Source organism: Actinokineospora spheciospongiae, assembly GCF_000564855.1.
Taxonomy (GTDB): Bacteria; Actinomycetota; Actinomycetes; order Mycobacteriales; family Pseudonocardiaceae; genus Actinokineospora; species Actinokineospora spheciospongiae.
In genome coordinates this window covers 16612-34230 of record NZ_AYXG01000229.1, presented here as the reverse complement: position 1 = coordinate 34230, position 17619 = coordinate 16612, and the positions used below count along the sequence as shown (strand labels likewise).

General features: G+C 71.4%; 13 protein-coding genes. 4 read left to right on the top strand and 9 right to left on the bottom strand.

All coding sequences use genetic code 11. The features are described 5' to 3' along the window. The first annotated feature begins 458 nt into the window (after positions 1 to 458). A complete protein-coding gene (locus UO65_RS29355) occupies positions 459 to 1490 on the top strand; it encodes a GDP-mannose 4,6-dehydratase (protein ID WP_035288993.1) in 1032 nt (343 codons plus the stop codon). Between the two features lie 330 nt (positions 1491 to 1820). Next, positions 1821 to 2459, top strand: coding sequence for a helix-turn-helix transcriptional regulator (locus tag UO65_RS29350; RefSeq protein ID WP_052021940.1), 639 nt, complete (start codon positions 1821 to 1823; stop codon positions 2457 to 2459). 66 nt (positions 2460 to 2525) lie between these two features. Here UO65_RS29350 and UO65_RS29345 read toward each other — a convergent pair whose 3' ends face one another. The 6 genes from UO65_RS29345 to UO65_RS29320 form a co-directional block, all read right to left on the bottom strand. After that, on the bottom strand, positions 2526 to 3218 hold the full coding sequence (locus UO65_RS29345) for a helix-turn-helix transcriptional regulator (protein ID WP_052021937.1): 693 nt from the start codon (positions 3216 to 3218) through the stop codon (positions 2526 to 2528). 1164 nt (positions 3219 to 4382) lie between these two features. Further along, entirely contained in the window at positions 4383 to 5387 is a 1005-nt protein-coding gene (locus UO65_RS29340) for a sugar phosphate isomerase/epimerase family protein (protein ID WP_035288991.1), read from the bottom strand. After that, positions 5384 to 6517: a Gfo/Idh/MocA family protein gene (locus tag UO65_RS29335; RefSeq protein ID WP_052021944.1), complete on the bottom strand. Its 1134-nt coding sequence runs from the start codon at positions 6515 to 6517 to the stop codon at positions 5384 to 5386. Before UO65_RS29335 ends, UO65_RS29340 begins: the two co-directional genes overlap by 4 nt. 35 nt (positions 6518 to 6552) lie before the next feature. After that, on the bottom strand, positions 6553 to 7599 hold the full coding sequence (locus UO65_RS29330) for a substrate-binding domain-containing protein (RefSeq protein WP_035288985.1): 1047 nt from the start codon (positions 7597 to 7599) through the stop codon (positions 6553 to 6555). 26 nt (positions 7600 to 7625) lie between these two features. Further along, positions 7626 to 8684, bottom strand: coding sequence for an ABC transporter permease (locus tag UO65_RS29325; protein WP_084176366.1), 1059 nt, complete (start codon positions 8682 to 8684; stop codon positions 7626 to 7628). Continuing rightward, positions 8677 to 10173 (bottom strand): sugar ABC transporter ATP-binding protein, encoded by a 1497-nt coding sequence (locus UO65_RS29320; protein WP_035288981.1) that lies wholly within the window; start codon positions 10171 to 10173, stop codon positions 8677 to 8679. The genes UO65_RS29325 and UO65_RS29320 overlap by 8 nt, the downstream gene beginning before the upstream one ends. Before the next feature lie 87 nt (positions 10174 to 10260). Here UO65_RS29320 and UO65_RS29315 point away from each other — a divergent pair, with 87 nt between their 5' ends. Then, positions 10261 to 11550 carry an ROK family protein gene (locus UO65_RS29315; RefSeq protein WP_063936039.1) on the top strand — a complete coding sequence of 430 codons (1290 nt, stop codon included), beginning with the start codon at positions 10261 to 10263 and terminating at the stop codon, positions 11548 to 11550. Positions 11551 to 11740: 190 nt separating this feature from the next. Continuing rightward, the gene (locus tag UO65_RS29310) at positions 11741 to 12895 is read left to right on the top strand and encodes an alkaline phosphatase PhoX (protein WP_035288979.1); all 1155 of its coding nucleotides are present in this window, start codon (positions 11741 to 11743) and stop codon (positions 12893 to 12895) included. A 165-nt stretch (positions 12896 to 13060) separates the two neighbouring features. Here UO65_RS29310 and UO65_RS29305 read toward each other — a convergent pair whose 3' ends face one another. From UO65_RS29305 to UO65_RS29295, 3 genes are all read right to left on the bottom strand, one after another. Beyond that, entirely contained in the window at positions 13061 to 13612 is a 552-nt protein-coding gene (locus UO65_RS29305; protein ID WP_035288977.1) for an EF-hand domain-containing protein, read from the bottom strand. 101 nt (positions 13613 to 13713) lie between these two features. Then, the gene (locus UO65_RS29300) at positions 13714 to 16017 is read right to left on the bottom strand and encodes a molybdopterin-dependent oxidoreductase (RefSeq protein ID WP_233427888.1); all 2304 of its coding nucleotides are present in this window, start codon (positions 16015 to 16017) and stop codon (positions 13714 to 13716) included. Between the two features lie 127 nt (positions 16018 to 16144). Next, positions 16145 to 17506, bottom strand: a complete 1362-nt coding sequence (locus UO65_RS29295; protein ID WP_035288973.1) for a cryptochrome/photolyase family protein — start codon at positions 17504 to 17506, stop codon at positions 16145 to 16147. Positions 17507 to 17619: the final 113 nt, after the last annotated feature.

The window sequence follows — 17619 nt, the reverse complement described above, 5'->3', positions numbered from 1 at the left end:
CGCCATAGGGGCCCCGGCCAAACACATCCACCCACCCGGGCACACCCACCAAACGACCGGCGCTGTGCAGGACCCGCCCCGCCACCGCCGCCACGTCCAGAGATGTGGCGGCGGTGGCAGGGCGTGGTGGCCTGCCAAGTCGGGCAAGCCCAAGCCGATCGCGGTTCCCCGGGTTGCGGCGGAGCGGGTCCTGATCACCGCCCGATCCCGGTTTCCTTTCGCGGCAACGCTTCTCGCCGCCGGGTAGTCGTACGGGGCGAGTACACCCCATCCCGCACCGGAGAATCCCCAGTGTCGACAATGCTTCCCGCCAACTCCGGGTGATCCACTAGGATGGCTCGTTTTCGTTGACACCACAGGCGGTCGACTGCGAGTGTCGGTTTCGAAGACTGACCCTGGACCAAGCCGATCCGACCGTAGTGGTCGTCTTCTTCCGGTTGCGGTGGAAGGGGAGAATCATGTCCAAGCGCGCTCTGATCACCGGGATCACCGGTCAGGACGGCTCGTACCTCGCGGAGCACCTGCTGGCGCAGGGCTACCAGGTGTGGGGCCTGATCCGGGGCCAGGCCAATCCGCGCAAGTCGCGGATCAGCCGCCTGGCGTCCGATCTTTCCTTCGTGGACGGTGATCTCATGGACCAGACCAGCCTCGTCTCGGCGCTGGACCTGGTCCAGCCAGACGAGGTGTACAACCTCGGCGCCATCTCGTTCGTGCCGATGTCCTGGCAGCAGGCCGAGCTGGTGACCGAGATCAACGGCGCGGGTGTGCTGCGCATGCTGGAGGCCATCCGGATCGTGAGCGGGCTGAGCCAGTCCCGCGCCGACGGGTCCGGTCGGATGCGGTTCTACCAGGCTTCGTCCTCGGAGATGTTCGGCAAGGTCGCCGAGACCCCGCAGAGCGAGACCACGCGGTTCCACCCGCGCAGCCCGTACGGGGTGGCCAAGGCGTACGGCCACTTCATCACGCGCAACTACCGCGAGTCGTTCGACCTGTACGGCGTCTCCGGCATCCTGTTCAACCACGAGTCCCCGCGCCGCGGCGCGGAGTTCGTCACCAGGAAGATCTCGCTGGCGGTCGCGCAGATCAAGCTCGGCCTGCAGGACAAGCTCGCGCTGGGCAACCTGGACGCGGTGCGGGACTGGGGCTTCGCGGGCGACTATGTCAAGGCCATGCACCTGATGCTCCAGCAGGACGAGCCCGCCGACTACGTGATCGGCACCGGCGTGATGCACTCGGTGCGCGACGCGGTGCGGATCGCCTTCGACGCGGTCGACCTGAACTGGCAGGACTACGTCTACATCGACCCGGCACTGGTCCGCCCGGCCGAGGTGGAGACGCTGTGCGCCGACTCCGGCATGGCCAGGGCCGCGCTGGACTGGGCGCCCACGGTCACCTTCGAGGAGCTCATGCGGATGATGGTCGAGGCCGACCTGCGCCAGGTGTCGCGGGAGGTCCAGTACGGCGACCTGCTGCTGGCAGGCAATTGGTGATCCGCCGCCGGGGCGCTGGCCGGGCCGGGTCGCCCGGTGCGGTCAGCGCCCCGGAATCTAGGGTTTTTCCAGTCGGAACAATGATTGCGGATTATTCCGGCCGGACCGTTTGTCTGTTTTTCGCCATGGCGGAGGGTTCGTCGCGGATCGGCGTGATGTGAACCTCCAACCACACGTCTTCTTTATTTGACAGTGGCCCACCGCGTGCGTTAGCGTGAGTTACGTCCACACGGGGGTGTACGGGTTCAGCTCTTTCGTTGATTCGCATTGTCTTCTGTCGTCGACGCTGGTCGGCGACGCTGTGATGCCTCGGACAGGAGCAGCGGTACCGTGACCGAGCTAGCGGGCGGCGACGTCTTCAGGTCATTGTTTGAGCACTCCGGCATGTACATGGCGAATCTCGATTCCCGATTACACCTGCGCGAGGCCAACACGGATTTCCTCGCCCGATTCGACGTGCGCCCGCAGGACGGTTACGGCCGTTCATTCCTGGCCCTGCTGCACCCCACGGTCCGCAGGCGGGTGGCTGGTGACCTGAAAATGCTGACCAGCGGTGAACGCGATCGGATCAGCGGGAAGGTCATCATCGTCCGACAGGACGGCGCGCTCATGTTCGGCGACATGACCGCCGTTTCCACGACCGGGCCGGACGGTTCGGTCGACACCATTCTGGTGCTGGTCAGTCGCACCTCACGGGTCGGCAGGGAGCAGTCCATCGTGCAGGGCAAGGTCCGCCTCACGGCGCTGGACGCCCGCATCCTCGAGGGTGTGGCCGCGGGCGTCTCGACGGCCAAGCTGGCCACCGTCCTGCACATGAGCCGGGGCGGGGTGGAGTACCGCATCACGGCGTTGTTGCGGATGCTCAAGGCCATCAACCGCACGGAACTGGTGTCGAAGGCGCACTCCATGGGCATCCTCAGCAGCGGCACGTGGCCGCCCACCGTGCTGCCGGAGCGCATCCAGGACTGACGGCCCCCGACCACGAGAACTGCCCACGCGGGACGCACCGCGTGGGCAGTTCTCGTGGTCGGGTCCTCAGTAGACGTATTCGCGCTGGACCCGGGGCGGCCAGGCGCCGCCGCTGAGGATTCCCATCGTGTAGGCCCGTGAGACCAGGGCGGGCCGGTTGGGCACCTTCAGGCGGCGCAGCATGGTGCTGACGTGGTACTCGATGCCCTTGCTCGACAGGAAGAGCTGGGTGGCGAGCTGGATGGTGGAGGCACCCGCGGCGACACCCTCGAGGATCTTGGCGTCGACCTCGCTGAGCAGCCTGGGCCTGGCGCCCCCCTGGGCGTCGTCGGCGGTGGCGGGATCGGCCTGCAGGAGCACGATCAGCGGGTCGACGGCGCGCGCGGGGGCGCGCAGCCGGATCGCGGTCAGGTCGCCCTGGACGGTCCCGTCCGGGCGCTTGACCTTGACGCACTCGGTGAACCGCCCGGTGCGGCCCATCCGGAGCTGGTTGAAGTTGAACTGCAACCGCGACCCGCTGTCGAGCTGTAACAGGTCGGTGAACTCGACGTCTCGGACCTCGGCGGTGCCGCGGTCGAGCAGTGTCAGCAGGGCCCGGTTGGCGCTCTGGACCCGGCAGTGCGCGTCCAGGGCGGCGATGCCGACCCCGGAGCGCTCGACCAGGGAGTTGTAGAGCGCAGCGGACCGGCAGGATCGCTGCGATCCGGTGGTGCGGCTGTCTGCGAGCGGGTGTTCCGACTGTGGATCGGCTTCGGACATGACGCTCCCCTTGCGGTGTGGACGGCGTGTACGACGGTGGCCACTGCGGTGGAATGAAGGAAAGTCGCGAAATCAACAGAAGAGGCCGTGCGGCACACCTCGTCGTGTGCGTCGATCACCGTGGACAACTGTGGTCTGGACCACTCGTGTCGTCCGGGGGGACGGGTGTCTCAATTGCTGTCGACAAACCCGTCGGTGATTCACCTCATCAGAAATACCCAGTAGTGGTGGAAGTGTCAACCTTTCGGCGGGGTGACACCCAATCCCCTCACCTCCTGGCATGGTGTTTCCTTTTTGTTCGAAGGGTCAATCCTCCGTTCGTGTGTCACGGTCGAACGGTGTCCCTTCGTTCACGCGGGTGCCGAAAAGCGATTTGCGTCACAGTCTGCCGGGAATCGCCGCAACCGATGCTGTGACATGTCCCCGTCATTTGTCCCGCGTTGTCGCGAAAGCCCGAACCGGTCATCGGGGATGTTTTCGCAGGTGGCAGCACCGGTGGCACGCCTGTGCGGCAGGAGGTTGCCCATGGGTTCGGCGTGGCCGTGGTGGGTCACCCTGCCCGGACGCGGTCGGGTCTTCACCGTTCCACCGTTTCAGGGCCACTGCCGTTAATGGCGATCGGCGGCGGCGCGAACGGGTTTCTTTTACCCGCAGCCGCGGGGGACAGCGGTGGCTTTGACCGAGTCGGCCATTTAATAGGGGTGTTCGCAACCGTTCGGGCAACGCCGAATCCGAGTTTGACGACGGTGTTGTGCCCCGGAATTCGGCGCGAACGCGATACGGGTGAGGCGTCGCGCGGCGGTGTTCTGGGTGGTGTCCGGTGGGCAAGTGCCTGCACAGCGCACGACTCCGGCCGGGCACCCGCCCCGACGTCGCCGACTCGCACGCCTCGGGCTCTCCCCGCCGGTGATCACCCCGACCACGGGGCGGGTTGCCCGTATGCGGGTGCCCACGGGTGGTTTTGGTGTTTGCTTCCGCCCCGGGGCGTTCACCACCGGCTGCGCCGATCACCGAGGGCCCGGCGCGTGAGAGCAGCGGCTGAGAACCGAAGCGCGCCTGACCAGCAGTCCTGCTGGTCAGGCGCGCTTCGCGGACGGGGGGCGATCAAGGGAGGTGGAGCCCCACCCGGCTGGGTGGGGCTGCGCTGGTCGACCGCCGCGGTACCTACCTGTTCGAGCTGAACGCCGCGTCGAAGGCCGCCTCGGGCGGGTCGAAGGCCAGGCGGCGGATGAACCCCAGCGCCTCCGGCGCGCCCACGAGGCGGTCCATGCCCGCGTCCTCCCACTCCACCGAGATCGGGCCGTCGTAGCCGATGGTGTTGAGCATGCGGAAGCACGCCTCCCACGGCACGTCGCCGCGACCGGTGGAGACGAAGTCCCAGCCGCGCCGCGGGTCGGCCCAGGGCAGGTGCGACCCCATGCGGCCGTTGCGGCCGTTGCCGACCTGGCGCTTGGCGTCCTTGCAGTCGACGTGGTAGATCCGGTCGCGGAAGTCCCACAGGAAGCCGACGGGGTCGAGGTCCTGCCACACGAAGTGGCTGGGGTCCCAGTTGAGGCCGAACGCGGGCCGGTGCCCGATCGCCTCGAGCGCGGCGACGGTGGTCCAGTAGTCGTAGGCGATCTCCGACGGATGCACCTCGTGCGCGAACCGCACCCCCACCTCGTCGAACACGTCGAGGATCGGGTTCCAGCGGTCGGCGAAGTCCCGGTAGCCCGCGTCCACCATCGACTGCGGCACGGGCGGGAACATGGCCACGGTCTTCCAGATGCTCGACCCGGTGAACCCCACCACCGTGTCCACGCCCAGCGCCGCCGCTGCCCTGGCCGTCACCGCCATGGCCTCCGCCGCCCGCTGCCGCACGCCCTCCGGCTCACCGTCGCCCCACACCCGCGCGGGCAGGATCGCCCGGTGCCGCTCGTCGATCGGGTCGTCGCACACCGCTTGGCCGGTGAGGTGGTTGGAGATGGCGAACACCCGCAACCCGTGCTCCTCCAGGATCGCGCGCCGCCCGGCGACGTAGGACGGGTCCTCCACCGCCGCCCACGGGTCGAAGTGGTCACCCCAGCAGGCGATCTCCAGCCCGTCGTAGCCCCACTGCCCGGCGAGGCGCGCCACCTCCTCGAACGGCAGGTCCGCCCACTGCCCGGTGAACAACGTGACCGGCCTCATCCGATCTCCTCCCAGCCACTGCCCCCGGCCGATGACCGCGCCACCGCGTCGAGGACGAGTTGCACCTGCAGCCCGTCGGCGAACGACGGCGTCGGGTCGACCCCGGCGGCGAGGTCGCGCACCAGGTCGGCGACCTCGTGGGTGAACGTGTGCTCGTAGCCCAGGCCGTGCCCGGGCGGCCACCACGCCCCCGCGTAGGGGTGCTCGGGCTCGGTGACGAGGATGCGCCGGAACCCCGCGGCGATCGGGTCGTCGGCGCCGTCGAAGAACGACAGCTCGTTCATCGACTCGAAGTCGAACGCCAGCGACCCGAGGCTGCCGTTCACCTCCAACCGCAGCGCGTTCTTGCGCCCCGTCGCGAACCGCGTGGCCTCGAAGCTGGCCAGCCCGCCGCCGGAGAACCGCCCCAGGAACAGCGCCGCGTCGTCCACGGTGACCTGCCCGCGGCCCGCGCTGCCCGAGGCGCCCGCCGCCACCGGCAGGGGCCGCTCGCGCACGAACGTCTCCATCAGCGCGGTCACGCCGGTGAGCCGGTCGCCGACCACGAACTGCGCCAGGTCGACCGCGTGGGCGCCGATGTCGCCCAGCGCCCCCGACCCCGCCCGGTCCGCCCGCAGCCGCCACACCAGCGGGAACTGCGGGTCGACGACCCAGTCCTGCAGGTACGTGCCGCGCACGTGCCGGATCTCGCCCAGCCGCCCGTCGGCGACCAGCCGCCGGGCCAGCGCCACGGCGGGCACCCGCCGGTAGTTGAAGCCGACCATGCTGTGCACGCCCCGCTCGCGGGCCCGCTCTGCGGCGGCGGCCATGGCCCTGGCCTCGTCCACGGTGTTGGCCAGCGGCTTCTCGCACAGCACGTGCTTGCCAGCGTCGAGGGCGGCGATGGCGATCTCGGCGTGGGTGTCGCCGGGGGTGCAGATGTCGACGAGCGCCACGTCGTCGCGGCGCAGCAGCGCCTTCCAGTCGGTCTCGGTGTCGCGCCAGCCCAGCCGGTCGGCCGCGGCGCGGGTGCGGGTGGCGTCGCGGCCGCAGAGGACGGCCAGTTCCGGGGTGAGCGCGAGGTCGAAGAAGTGGGCGGCGGTGCGCCACGCCTGCGAGTGGGCCGCGCCCATGAAGGCGTGCCCGACCATCCCGACCCCGAGGCGGCGCGCGGTGGTGCCCGCCGTCACGACTCGAACCCGAGCGGCAGGTAGGTGTCCACGTTGTCCTTCGTGATCGTGGCGGAGGCCAGCGTCAGCGACGTCGGGACCTCCTTCTCGACGAGGTCGCCCATGCCCCGGTTCTGCGCGACGAGCCGCGCCAGCGCGACGGCCGACGACGCCATGGACGGGCTGTAGGTCACGGTCGCCTTGAGGACGGTGTTGTCGGCCTTGATCGCGCGCATGGCGTTGGCCGAGCCCGCGCCGCCGACCATCAGGAACTCGCCGCGCCCCGCCTGCTGGATCGCGGCGAGCACGCCGATGCCCTGGTCGTCGTCGTGGTTCCACAGCGCGTCGAGCCGCGGCGCGGCCTGCAACAGGTTGGCCGCGACGCGCTGCCCGCCCTGCGCGGTGAAGTCCGCCGCCTGGCGCGGGCCGACCGAGTAGCCGTAGGAGGACAGCGCGTCGGCGAAGCCCTTGCTCCTGGCCTGGGTCAGCGGCAGGTTGTCGATGCCCGCGATCTCGCCGATCACCGGGTTGCCGACGCCCTTGGCCTTGAGCTGCTCGCCGATGTGGGTGCCCGCGGCGACGCCCATGCCGTAGTTGTCGCCGCCGATCCACGTGCGGTAGGCCAGCGGGGAGTCGAACACGCGGTCGAGGTTGATCACCGGGATGCCCGCGTCCGTCGCCTTGCGGCCCAGGGCGGTGAGCTGGCTGCCGTCGTTCGGCAGGATCACCAGCGCGGAGACCTCCTTGGTGATCAGCGTGTCGACGGCCGCGATCTGCTGGGCGATGTCGGTGGTCGGGTTCACCGCCTCGAACGTGACGTCGGGGTAGAGCCCCGCCTGGTTCCGCGCGTTGGCGGCGATGGCGGCGATCCACCCGTGGTCGGCCGCGGGGCAGGAGAAGCCGATGGTGACGGGCTTGCCCGGCTCGGCGTTGTCGCCCCCGGCGGCGGCGGTCGCCCCGCCGCCCGGGGCGGGAGCGGCGTTGCTGGTGCAGGCGGTCAGCGCGGCGACGGCGCCGATCCCGAGGGCGCCGGAGAGGAACCCGCGGCGGGAGTGGTCGGACATGGTTGCGCTCCTGTGCAGGGGAGGGGTCATGGGGTTGCGCGCCGCGCGCGGGCCTGGACGAGCACCGCGGCGACGATGATCGCGCCCTTGGCGATGTTCTGGACGTCGGTGTCGAGGTTGTTGAGCACGAACAGGTTGGTGATGGTCGTGAAGACCAGCACGCCGAGGATCGAGCCGATCAGCGTGCCGCGACCGCCGGACAGCAGCGTGCCGCCGATGATCACCGCGGCGATGGCGTCGAGCTCGTAGAGCGTGCCGTGGGTGCTCGACCCGGTGGTGGTGAGCGAGGCGATCATGATCGCGGCGACGCCGCAGCAGAGCCCGGAGACCACGTACAGCGCCGCGGTGTGCCTGCGCACGTCGAGCCCGGCCAGCCGGGCCGCCTCCGGGTTGCCGCCGATCGCGAAGGTCCGGCGACCGAACGTGGTGCGGTTGAGCACCACCCACCCGACCGCGACGACGGCGGCGAACAGGTACACCAGCAGCGGGATGCCGAGCACCCGCGTGGTGGCGATCGCGGCGATCGCCGGGTCGGTGACGATCTGGCTGCGCCGCCCGGAGATCCGCTCGGCCAGTCCCTGCGCCGAGATGAGCATGGCGAGGGTGACGATGAACGGCACGATCCGCCCGTAGGCGATCAGCAGGCCGTTGACCAGCCCACCGGCCGCGCCCACGGCCAACGCGCAGAAGACCATCACCCACGGCCCGAACGACTGCGTCGCCACCGTCGTCGCCCAGACCGAGGCCAGCGCCATCAGCTTGCCGACCGAGAGGTCGATCCCCCCGCCGATGATCACGAACGTCGCCCCGACGGTGATCACCCCGATGATCGACGCCGAGGTGAGGATCGTCAGCAGGTTCGCCGTGGTCGCGAACGTGTCGGCCGTCGCCACCCCGACCACGGCGAGCAGCGCCAGCACGGCGACGAGCCCGAGGTTGTGGCCCACCCCGCCGAGGAACAGCCTGCCCCACGGCGACGGGCCCGCGTCCCGCGCCGCCCCACCTGCCCGCGGACCGGTGACGCCCGCTCCCGCCGCCCCCGCGGCGGACTCCGCCGGGGCCCGTCCGGTGGTCTGCTCAGACATGCGCCGCTCCCATCACCAGGTCCAGGACCCGGCCCTCGTCCAGTTCCGCGGCGGGCGCGGTGCGCACCACCCGGCCTTCCCGCACGACGAGCACCGTGTCGGCCAGCCCCAGCACCTCGGGGATCTCGCTGGACACCACGACCACCGCCACGCCCTGCTCCGCGAGCTGCCGGACCAGCGCGTAGATCTCGCCGCGGGCGCCGACGTCGACGCCGCGGGTGGGCTCGTCGAGCAGCAGCACCCGGCCACCGCGCAGCAGCCACCGCGCCAGCACGACCTTCTGCTGGTTGCCGCCCGACAGCGTCCGCACCGGGCGCGACGGGTCGGCCGGGCGCACGTCGAGCCGCGCCAGCACCGCCCGCGCGGCGTCGGACTCCGCGTCGGGGCCGAGGAACCCGGCTCGGGCGAACCGGCCCAGCGCGGCCAGCGACACGTTGCGCGCCACCGACTCGTGCAGCAGCAGCCCCTGGCTCTTGCGCTCCTCGGGGCACAGCCCCATCCCCGCGCGGACGGCGGCAGGCACTGACCCGGTGCGCAGCGCGCGGCCCCGCACCCGCACGGTCCCCGCCGTGGCGCGGCGGGCGCCGTACACCGTCTCGACGATCTCCGAGCGGCCCGAGCCCACGAGCCCGGCGAGCCCGACGACCTCGCCCGCGCGCACGGTGAACGACACACCGCCGAAGCCGGGACCTGCCAGGTCCTCGACCTCCAGCACCACCTCCTCACCGGGTGGCGCGCTCGGCGGCGGGATCGCGTGCTCCACCGGGCGGCCGGTCATCAGCCGGATCACCTCGGCGGTGGGCGTGGTGCGGGCGGGCAGGTCGCGGGCCACCGTGGCGCCGTCCTTCAGCACCGTGACCCGGTCGCCGATGGCCCGGATCTCCTCGAGCCGGTGGGAGATGTAGACCACCGCGACACCGTCGGCCGTGAGTTCGCCGACCACGCGGAACAGGTTGCGCACCTCGTTGGGGTCGAGCACCGCCGTGGGCTCGTCCATGACGATCAGCCGGGCGTCGCGGGCCAGCGCCCGCGCCACGCTCACGACCTGCTGCCCCGCCGCGGAGAGCCGCCCCACCTCGCGGCGCGGCGGGATCTCCGGGTGCCCCAGCCGCAGCAGCAGGCCGCGGGTCAGCGCCTCGGCGTCGCGGAAGCGGGTGAAGCCCAGCCGTGACGGCTCGTGGCCGAGCACGACGTTCTCGGCCACCGACAGACCGGGCACCAGGTCGAGTTCCTGGTGGATGGTGGCGATGCCCGCCGCGTCGGCGGCGTGCGGGCCCGGGAAGGTCACCGGTCGCCCCGCCCAGGTCAGCTCACCGGCGTCCGGCTGGTGCGCGCCCGCCAGGACTTTGATCAGCGTCGACTTGCCCGCACCGTTCTGGCCCAGCAGGCAGTGCACCTCGCCCGCCGCGACGTCGAGGTCCACGCCGTCGAGGGCCCGCACGCCGGGGAAGGTCTTCACGATTCCCCGCACCGTCAGCAGTGACGTCATGGCCAGGACGGTAGGAGGATTGACCAGCGCCGTACAACGTCGCAATAATGTCTTTTTCCGGTAGTAATCCGTCGATATTGGTTCGTGATGCCGCTCCCGATCCCGCCGCTGCGCCTCGCCGCACCGCCGCTGTCCGGTCGCGCCGACGCGGCCACCACCCTGAGCGCGGTCGCCCGGCTCGTCGCCTCCGGCACGGCCGTGAGCAAGGCCGAACTCGGACCGGCCGCCGGGCTGGCCCGCACCACGGTCAGCGGCGCCGTCGACGAGCTGCTGGCCCGCGGCGTGCTCCGGCTCAACGGCACCCGCCCCACCCCGGGCCGCGGCCGCCCGGCCGACCGGCTCGAGCTGTCCCCCGACAGCGGGGTGGTGCTGCTGGCCGACGTGGGCGCCCACGGGGCGCACCTCGCCGTCGTCGACCTCAGCCAGCGGGTGCTCGGCCACACGCACGTCCTCGTCGACGTGCGGGACGGCCCGGAGACCGTGCTCGACCTCATCGAGACCGCGTTCGACGCGCTGTTGCCCGACGGCGCCGTGCGCGCGGTCGTGATCGGGCTGCCCGGCCCGGTCGACGGGCAGCTCGGGCAGCCGGTCCGACCGCCGATCATGCCCGGCTGGCACGCCTACCCGGTCGTCGAACGGCTGCGCCGCCGCCACGGCTGCCCGGTCGTGCTGGAGAACGACGTCAACCTGCGCGCCCTCGGCGAAGCCCGCGCACTGCCACCCGACCAGTCACCGCTGCTGTTCGTCAAGGTCGGCACCGGCATCGGCGGCGGGCTGATCACCCAGGACGGCGCACTGCACCACGGCGCCGACGGCGCGGCGGGCGACATCGGGCACATCCGCGTCCGCGGCGCCCCCGACGTCGTCTGCGTGTGCGGCAACGTCGGCTGCATCGAGGCCGTCGCCTCCGCCCACGCCATCGCGCGGCGCCGCGGCGTCGACGTCACCGACCTGCGCGCGCTCATCGCCCACGGCGACACCGAGGCGCTGGCGCTGGTCCGCGAAGCGGCCGGTCTCGTCGGGGAGGTCGTGGCCACGCTGGTGCACTTCGCCAACCCCGCCCGCGTGACGATCGGCGGATCGGTCACCGCGGCCAGCGACGAACTCCTCGCGGGCGTGCGCAGTGTCGTCTACCAGCGCGCACTGCCCCTCGCCACCCGCAACCTCGTGCTCACCGGCAGTACCCTGGGGGAGTACGCGGGCCTGGCCGGTGCCGCGGTCCTGGGCATCGAGCAGGTCCTGAGCCCCGCTGTCGTCCCGACCCTGAACCCCACCCCAAGACGCGCGCACACCGTGAAGAGCTGCCGCGCGTGCCCGCGCCGGATCGGACCGCCGGGGACCTCACGGCTCGCCCAGGTTCCGCCAACCGGGTCCTGAACCGGTTGCGGCGCGCCGGTTTCCCCTTGTTGATCACCCGCTGGCCATGAACGGTTCACCGGCTGCCCGACCCGCCGTCCAGATCCCGCGCATAACGTTCCACGACGGCCCGCCACCGCACCGGCGGCGGCACCACCAGTACCGCACCTCGCTCTGACCCGGTCCCCCTCCCACCACAGAAAGGGCACCCATGGAGCGTCGCAGCTTCCTCCGCGCGGCTGTCATCGGCACCGGCACCGTCGCCCTCGGCTTCACCATGACCCGCGAGTCGCTGGCCTTCCCGGCCAAGACCGGACCCAGCCCCTACGGGGCGCTGCAGGCGGCGAACTCGCACGGCATCCAACTGCCGCAGGGCTTCACCAGCCGGATCATCGCCCGCTCCGGCCAGGCCGTGGCGAGCACCGGCTTCACCTGGCACGGCGCACCCGACGGCGGCGCGTGCTTCGCCGACGGCACGGGCTGGATCTACGTCTCCAACGCCGAGCTGGGCACCGGCTCGGGCGGCGTCAGCGCCATCCGGTTCAACTCGACCGGCGGCGTCACCTCGGCCTACCGCATCCTCAGCGGCACCACCAGCAACTGCTCGGGCGGCGCCACGCCGTGGAACACCTGGCTCTCGTGCGAGGAGACCGATCGCGGCCACGTCTACGAGTGCGACCCGTGGGGCTCGGCGACCGCCTCCCGCAGGCCCGCGCTGGGCCGGTTCAAGCACGAGGCCGCCGCGGCGAACCCCGACCACAAGGTCATCTACCTGACCGAGGACGAGCCCAACGGCGGCTTCTACCGCTTCACCCCGACCGTCTGGGGCGACCTCTCCCGCGGCGGCACCCTGCAGATCGCCAAGGTCAGCTCGGGCAACGTCACCTGGGTCAACGTCCCGGACCCGTCGGCGGCGTCGACCCGCACCCGCTACCAGGTCAGCGGCTCGGCGGTGTTCAACGGCGGCGAGGGCGCGTACTACCGCAACAACACCTGCTTCTTCACCACCAAGGGCGACAACCGGGTCTGGGCCTACAACGAGGCCACCAAGACCATCGCCGTCGCCTACGACGACAACCTGACCACCAGCCCGCCGCTGACGGGCCCGGACAACATCACCGGCACCGCGGTCGGCGACCTCTACGTCGCCGAGGACGGCGGCAACATGGAGATCTGCGTCATCACGCCGAACGACGTCATCGCGCCGTTCCTGCGGGTGGCGAACCAGTCGTCGTCCGAGCTGTGCGGTGTCGCGTTCAACCCCGCGGGCAACCGCCTCTACTTCTCCTCCCAGCGCGGCACCACCGGCTCGTCCAGCGGTGGCATCACCTACGAGGTCACCGGTCCTTTCCGGACCAGTCTGTGATCCACGAGCACGCCGCGGCGCGAACTCCGCGCCGCGGCGTGCTCGTGTCGACGGGCGCCACGCGGGCGGCGGACTGGCCGTGGGCGCACGCACTGCCGGACCGCGATCACCCCGGGGGGCGCGGCGTTCCACCCGACCCCCCGGGAACCACGACGCCGCTGCCGGTCAGCCCGCGATCCTGCCGAACAGGTGCGCGGCGGGGGCCTCCGGGTCGTCGCCGTAGAAGAACTCCGCCAGCGCCCGGTGGAACTCGGCGCGGTCCAGCCCGCCCGAGCCGTCCAGGTCCAGCGCGCCGAAGACCGCGGCGCAGTCCTCCGCGGGCACGTTGCCCGCCAGGCCGAAGATCTCCCCGAACTCCGCCTGGTCGACCCGGTCGTCGCCGTCGAGGTCGATCAGGTCGAAATAGCAGTCGGCCACCGGCCCGACCTGCTGCGGGTACAGGGCGGGATCGGTCAGCGCTCGCCGGAAGCCCTCGGTCATCTCCCGCAGGTCGACCTCCCCGTCACCGTCCTGGTCCATCGGCGCGATCACGTTGGCCCAGAACGCGTCCAGCCCCTCGGTCAGCCTGAGGGCGGTCGTCGACCCCGGCGCGGCACCACGGGCCGCGACGTAGCGCTCGCCCATCAACCGGACGTCCTTGCGGGTGATCACCCCGTCACCGTCGACGTCCGCGCCCTTGAACCACTGGCGGTACTTGAGATCACGAGCTCCAGTCATGACCGCGCATCGTAGTTACGCGAACACGGGTTGTTCAAGCGATGCGGCCACCAGAGGGATCAGATCATCCATCCGGGTGACGCTGCTGCCCACATGGACAGTCAACTGGGCGGCTCGAGGCTCGGTGGCGCGAAGGCGAGCACCTCGGGGAGGGGACCGTCGTACGGCTCGATCTCAACCAGCGCACTGAGAGCACTCGGTCCTTGGGACAGGCGCGAGCACGGTCGATCCGCTGTGAGGGCGTTCGGGTTGCCGTGGCGGTCCAGCGTTCCGCTCAGCCCCGGCCGCACCGGGTCCCACCACGCTCCCGTGGCCAGTTGCACCACCCCCGGCATGACGTCGTCCGACAGGACCGCGCCCGCCAGGCAACTGCCCCGGTCGTTGTAGACGCGCACGACCATGCCGCTCTCGATGCCGCGCGCCGCGGCGACCGACGGGTGGATCGTCACGGGCTCACGACCGCGGATCTTCGAAGCGAGGCTGTGGCCGCCGTTGTCGTACTGGCTGTGCAGGCGCGAGGCGGGCTGGTTCGAGATCAGGTGCAGCGGGAACCGGTCCGACAGACCGGCGTGGAGCCACTCCGCCGGTTCGTACCACCTCGGGTGCCCGGCGCAGTCGTCGTAGCCGAACGAGTCGATCTCCTCCGAGAAGATCTCGATCCGGCCCGAGGGCGTCGACAGGGGGGAGCGTCGCGGATCTGCGCGGAGGGCTTCGAAGCTGCCGTGGAACGGTCCGGTCAACGCGGGCAGCTCAGCGGTGGAGTTCCGCCAGAAGTCGTCGAAGCCCGGCAGGGCGGCATCGCCGCCGAGCGCGGCCCTCGTCTGCTCGTAGAGGTGCCGGACCCAGTCGCTCTCCGAGCGCGACTCCGTGAACTCCCGCTCGAACCCGAGCCGGGCGGCCAGGGCGGCGAAGATCCGGTGGTCGGTGCGCGACTCGCCCGCGGGCTCGCGGACCTTCGGCATCGCGACGAGGTGGGGGTCGGAGAACCCGGCGGCGAAGTCGTCGCGCTCCAGGCCGGTGGCGACGGGCAGGACGATGTCGGCGAACTTGGCCGTCGTGTTCCACCAGGCTTCGTGGACCACCACCGTGTCCGGGGCCTGCCAGGCGCGGCTCAAGCGGTGGAGGTCCTGGTGGTGGTGGAACGGGTTTCCCCCGCACCAGTAGACCAGGCGCAGCTCGGGCAGCGTGAGGCGCTTGCCGTCGTAGTCGATGACCTCGCCGGGGTGCAGCAGGGTGTCGGCGATCCTCGCGACCGGGATGAAGTCGGGGACCGGGTTGGGAACCGCCGGGATCGTCGCCACGGAGGCGCGGCCCTCGGCGACGCCCGTCGCGTCCATCGTCGCGTAACCCGTGCCCCACCCGCACCCGGGCCGACCCATCGACCCCGCCATGGCGGCCAGCACGACGGACATCCAGATCGGTTGTTCGCCGTGGTCCGCCCGCTGCACCGCGTAGTTGACCACGATGAGGGAACGCCGGTCGGTGAGGCGGCGGGCGAGGTCGGTGATCGCCTCGCGGCTGATGCCCGTGATCCCCGCCGCCCAGGCGGCGTCCTTCCGGACGCCGTCCAGCTCGCCGACCAGGTAGGCGGCGAAGCGGTCGAACCCGACGCAGCACCGGCGCAGGAAGTCCTCGTCGTGCCACCCGTTGACCAGCATCGTGTGCGCGATGCCGAGCATCGCGGCGGTGTCGGTGTTGGGGACGACGGGCAGCCACTCGGCGTCGAGGAAGTCGGCGGTGTCGCTGCGGATGGGGCTGATGTTCACGAACTCCACGCCTGCCTCGCGGCACCGCCGTTGCAGGTCCCGCGTCTGGTGCTTGGCCAGCCCACCGGGGTTGATCTGGCTGTTCTTGAGGGCCAGCCCGCCGAACGCCACCACTAGCTCGCAGTGTTCGGCTATCGCGCCCCACATCGGCATCCGGCTCTGGTAGCTCCACGGGTGACCACCGATCACGTGGGGGAGGATGACCTCCAGAGCCGCGGTGCTGTAGGTGTTGCGCGAGTCGGTGTACCCGCCGCCCAGTGCCAGGAACCGCTGGAGCTGCCCCTGCGCGTTGTGGAACCTGCCCGCACTCGCCCAGCCGTAGGACCCGCCGAACACCGCGCTGTCCCCGTGCTGCGAACGGACTCGACGGAGTTCATCGCTCACCAGCGTGATCGCGTGGTCCCAGCTCACCTCCACGAAGGCGTCGGTGCCCCTGGCCGCGCCGTGGGTGCGGGGCTCGCCGTTCAGCCAGCCCCTGCGCACCGCGGGGCGCAGCACGCGGGCGCTGTCGTCGGCGGCCACCACCATCCCGGGGCCGATGGGCGATGGCGCGGGGTCATCGTCCCTCGGCTCGATCCGCACCAACCGACCGGAATCGACCACGGCGACGAAGCTGCCCCAGTGCGTCGCGACCGACATGCGTCGTTCCATGCTGCACCAACTCCGCCTCGAAGTTCCCTGATCCCGGACAACGGTTGCGCGGCCTGCGACGAGGCAACCACGGTAGCCCCGATCGGGGCGGAGCAGAAGACGGCGTGGTCGGGGTTCAGCGGGTGCGCGCCACCAGGAACCGGCTGGCCCCGTCGTGGAGGTCAACGATGGGGTCCGGGTAGTCGATCTTGTCCCGTTCGTCCTGCGGCAGCGTCCACGGTTGGTGGACCCGGCGGCCGGTGACGTGCCGGAGTTCGGGGACGTACTCGCGGACGTAGTGCCCGTCGGGGTCGAAGCGGCGGGCCTGGGCGAGCGGGTTGAGGACGCGGTTGGGCCGGGTGTCGGTCCCGGTGCCCGCCGCCCACTGCCAGTTCATCTGGTTGTTCGCGATGTCGCAGTCCACGAGCAGGTCGGTGAAGTGCCGCGCGCCGAGCCGCCAGTCGAGGTAGAGGGTCTTGGCGAGGAAGTTGGCGGTGATCAGCCGGGCGCGGTTGTGCATCCAGCCCTCGCGGGCGAGCTGGCGCATCCCCGCGTCCACGATCGGGTACCCGGTCCGCCCCGCGCGCCAGGCGTCGAGGTCCTCCTCGGACCGGCGCCAGCGGTCACCGCGGGGCCGGAGGTCGTCGTGGGCGCTGTCCGGGCGCGCGGCGAGGACCTGGTGGTGGAAGTCGCGCCAGGCGAGCTGCCGGGCGAACGCGCGGGCACCCTCGGACCGGTTGCCGACCCGGTGCAGCAGTTCGGTCACCGACAGCGTGCCGAAGTGCAGGTGCGCCGAGAGCCGGGAGGTGCCGTCGTCGGCGAGCGTGTCGTGCCGGTCGGCGTAGTCGTCCACCGCGTCGCGGACCCACCGGGTCAGGAGCTTGCGTGCCTGCTGCTCGCCGCCGGTGCACAGGTCGGGCGACGGTGGGCCGGGGTGCAGCAGGCGCGCGGTGGGAACCTCGCCCGCGTTCAACTGCGGAACGGCGATGGTGCCGGGCGCCCGCAGGGGCCTGCGCAGGACCTGCGTCTGCCACCTGCGGAAGTAGGGGGTGAACACGCTGAAGTGGTCGTTGCCCCCGACCGGGCTGATCGACAGCGGCGGCACGGCCGTGACGCAGGAGTCGTGCACGTGCAACTCGGCACCGCACGACCCCAGCGCCCGGGCGAGTTCCCGCTCCCGGCGCTGGGCGAACCGGCTCACGTCCGAGGCGATGTGCACCTCGTCGGCGTCGTGCTCCCGGGCGACCCGCACGACTTCGGCGACGGTCGAGCCGCGCCGGACCACCAGCACACCACCCCGACCGCGCAGGCCCGCGTCCAGGTCGGCCAGGCTGTCGGCGAGGAAGGACGCCCGGTTGGCGTTCATGTACGACGAACCGGTGATGGCGTCGTCCACCACGAACAGCGGAATGCACCGCTGGGCTGCCGCCGCCGCGTGCAGCACGGGGTTGTCGCGCACCCGCAGGTCCCGGGTGAACACAGCGATCGATGTTCCCACCACACACTCCCCGTCCGACAGTTGCCCCATCCTCCGGCACCCGCCGCGATCCCGCCCGCGCGGGAAGGCCGGTTCCGGGCGGGCGCGGGTCCACCAGGCGTGGGGCGGGCTCC

Coding starts and splice junctions, on each gene's coding strand:
- UO65_RS29305 (WP_035288977.1), bottom strand. CDS start 13,612: ATGACTGGAGCTCGTGATCTCAAGTACCGCCAGTGGTTCAAGGGCGCG.
- UO65_RS29315 (WP_063936039.1), top strand. CDS start 10,261: ATGCCGCTCCCGATCCCGCCGCTGCGCCTCGCCGCACCGCCGCTGTCC.
- UO65_RS29310 (WP_035288979.1), top strand. CDS start 11,741: ATGGAGCGTCGCAGCTTCCTCCGCGCGGCTGTCATCGGCACCGGCACC.
- UO65_RS29325 (WP_084176366.1), bottom strand. CDS start 8,684: ATGTCTGAGCAGACCACCGGACGGGCCCCGGCGGAGTCCGCCGCGGGG.
- UO65_RS29335 (WP_052021944.1), bottom strand. CDS start 6,517: ATGGTCGGGCACGCCTTCATGGGCGCGGCCCACTCGCAGGCGTGGCGC.
- UO65_RS29330 (WP_035288985.1), bottom strand. CDS start 7,599: ATGTCCGACCACTCCCGCCGCGGGTTCCTCTCCGGCGCCCTCGGGATC.
- UO65_RS29355 (WP_035288993.1), top strand. CDS start 459: ATGTCCAAGCGCGCTCTGATCACCGGGATCACCGGTCAGGACGGCTCG.
- UO65_RS29340 (WP_035288991.1), bottom strand. CDS start 5,387: ATGAGGCCGGTCACGTTGTTCACCGGGCAGTGGGCGGACCTGCCGTTC.
- UO65_RS29345 (WP_052021937.1), bottom strand. CDS start 3,218: ATGTCCGAAGCCGATCCACAGTCGGAACACCCGCTCGCAGACAGCCGC.
- UO65_RS29300 (WP_233427888.1), bottom strand. CDS start 16,017: ATGTCGGTCGCGACGCACTGGGGCAGCTTCGTCGCCGTGGTCGATTCC.
- UO65_RS29320 (WP_035288981.1), bottom strand. CDS start 10,173: ATGACGTCACTGCTGACGGTGCGGGGAATCGTGAAGACCTTCCCCGGC.